Source organism: Eggerthella sp. BIOML-A1 (assembly GCF_009875595.1).
GTDB classification, from domain to species: Bacteria; Actinomycetota; Coriobacteriia; order Coriobacteriales; family Eggerthellaceae; genus Eggerthella; species Eggerthella lenta.
Genome location: NZ_WWRZ01000026.1, coordinates 1 through 1,682, shown reverse-complemented (window position 1 = coordinate 1,682; position 1,682 = coordinate 1). Strand labels below are relative to the sequence as shown.

Sequence of the window (1,682 nt, the reverse complement as noted above, 5' to 3'; positions counted from 1 at the left end):
ATTTACAGTCGTGACACGTCCGAAAAGAAGATTGTGGCTGAATGCCTTATCTTTTGTTACAACGACCATACGCGTCCGTTTGTGGCTTTTAAAGAGCAGTCCAAAATCATTTTGGAAGGACGCGAAATGGTTATTAAGAAAGCTATTCCGATTTATGAGCCGTACACTAAGAGGCTCTTTAGTTACGAATTGGAGTGTTTGTGATGGCTAATGCACAAATTATCATTGAACTAGATGGCGTGAAAGCAAAGACTAGCCAACAGAACATGAATCGAGGGCAGTTCACTATGGCCAATCAGATGTTAGCGGATATGGACCAATATATCCCCTATGATGAGGGTACTCTTACTGGAAGTGGAATGGTTGAGAGTAACGGAAAAGCTCTGTCTTGGGATACACCTTACGCAAGACGTTGGTTTTATAATTCGGCTAACTTCCAAAAAACAGTCCATCCACTAGCTACTAATCGCTGGGATTTAGCAGCGCAAGCTATGTTCATGGATGATTGGAAAGATGCATTCGTGAAAGGAGCTGGTTTGAAGTAATGGATTTTCAAGAAAGACTAGGGGATGTCATTGATGACGTCATCCAATCAGAATCGCTCGGAATTCCTTTGTTTAATGATTTGAACAATGAAGAAGAAAGTATTTCTCTCTATTCGTTGCCTGGCGGTAAGGTAATTAAGTCCTATTACGACGGCGTGAAAGAGAAAAGATTAAACTATGAAATTCAAGGAAAATCAAAGGATAGAGAGCGTATTTTTACGATAGTAAGCAAATTATCAAATGTACTGGAAGATTTGGATAAAGTAGAGAGTTTAGATAAATCATTTGAATTTTCGAGTTTAACCATTGCTTCCGAGCCGCACTATCAGAACAGTGATATGTCCGGCTTTTTTTATTTCCGCTTAACTTTTCAAGTTGAGCTAACCGTGTATAGACAGAAAGGAAACTAAATAATGGCACGTAATAAGAACGCGAAACGCGGACATTTTGTCGCTGAATTTGACCCAAGCACTCCTGCCAAAGAACCAACGGAATGGTTGGAAGTAGCAAAATGGAGTACAACTATCAGCGATGATACAGATGAAGAAACTGACAAAGCTGGTTACTACGACGGAGATGGAAACGTAGAAGAAGAAGTCATCGGTGTTTCAGAGGCTTGGACAGTAGCAGGAACGTACGATCCGGAAGACAAAGCGCAAGCTTTGATTGTAAGCAAAAAACGCAAAGTAGGCGACGGTCGTAAGCTATGGCATAAGATCGTTGAGTCCGACAATAAGAAGCAATGGGTCGGTGTGGCAACAGCTACAGGTATCAAAGGCGGTGGCGGAGATGCCACCGCTTATGAAGAATTTGGATGTAAATTGGCATTTAAAGGTTTACCTAAAGAATCTGCCGTTCCAGGCGTTTAATAACTTGAGAGGGAGAAATCCCTCTTTTTTATATTTTTTGAAAAGGAGTAACGCATGTCAATCTCAATTGAAATCCAGAAGTCTGGTTTCCCTATTAAATTAGGGACAGTGGAGCGCTGGTTTGACACTTCTGCTGAATCGTTAACGCGTTTCCACGATATGGAAACAGAGGCAACTAAGCGTCTGAATGAATTTCAGAGACAGATTGTTGAATCTAATATCGGAAAAGATATTGAAGAAGATAACATCACAATCGATACCGTCAAAG

The 1,682-nt window shown here is 40.8% G+C and carries 5 protein-coding genes; all 5 read left to right on the top strand.

Annotation, left to right across the window (positions count from 1 at the left end; all coding sequences use genetic code 11):
- On the top strand, window positions 1-204 hold a 204-nt coding region (locus GT590_RS14190), incomplete at its 5' end, for a putative minor capsid protein (protein ID WP_240133662.1).
- Window positions 204-545, top strand: coding sequence for a minor capsid protein (locus GT590_RS14185; protein WP_151877602.1), 342 nt, complete (start codon window positions 204-206; stop codon window positions 543-545). The genes GT590_RS14190 and GT590_RS14185, both read left to right, overlap by 1 nt.
- Window positions 545-955, top strand: coding sequence for a capsid protein (locus GT590_RS14180; RefSeq protein ID WP_151871652.1), 411 nt, complete (start codon window positions 545-547; stop codon window positions 953-955). The genes GT590_RS14185 and GT590_RS14180 overlap by 1 nt, the downstream gene beginning before the upstream one ends.
- Before the next feature lie 3 nt (window positions 956-958).
- Window positions 959-1,414, top strand: a complete 456-nt coding sequence (locus GT590_RS14175; RefSeq protein WP_161171195.1) for a phage tail tube protein — start codon at window positions 959-961, stop codon at window positions 1,412-1,414.
- A gap of 54 nt (window positions 1,415-1,468) precedes the next feature.
- On the top strand, window positions 1,469-1,682 hold a 214-nt coding region (locus tag GT590_RS14170; RefSeq protein WP_205217247.1), incomplete at its 3' end, for a hypothetical protein.

Coding starts and splice junctions, on each gene's coding strand:
- GT590_RS14175 (WP_161171195.1), top strand. CDS start 959: ATGGCACGTAATAAGAACGCGAAACGCGGACATTTTGTCGCTGAATTT.
- GT590_RS14180 (WP_151871652.1), top strand. CDS start 545: ATGGATTTTCAAGAAAGACTAGGGGATGTCATTGATGACGTCATCCAA.
- GT590_RS14185 (WP_151877602.1), top strand. CDS start 204: ATGGCTAATGCACAAATTATCATTGAACTAGATGGCGTGAAAGCAAAG.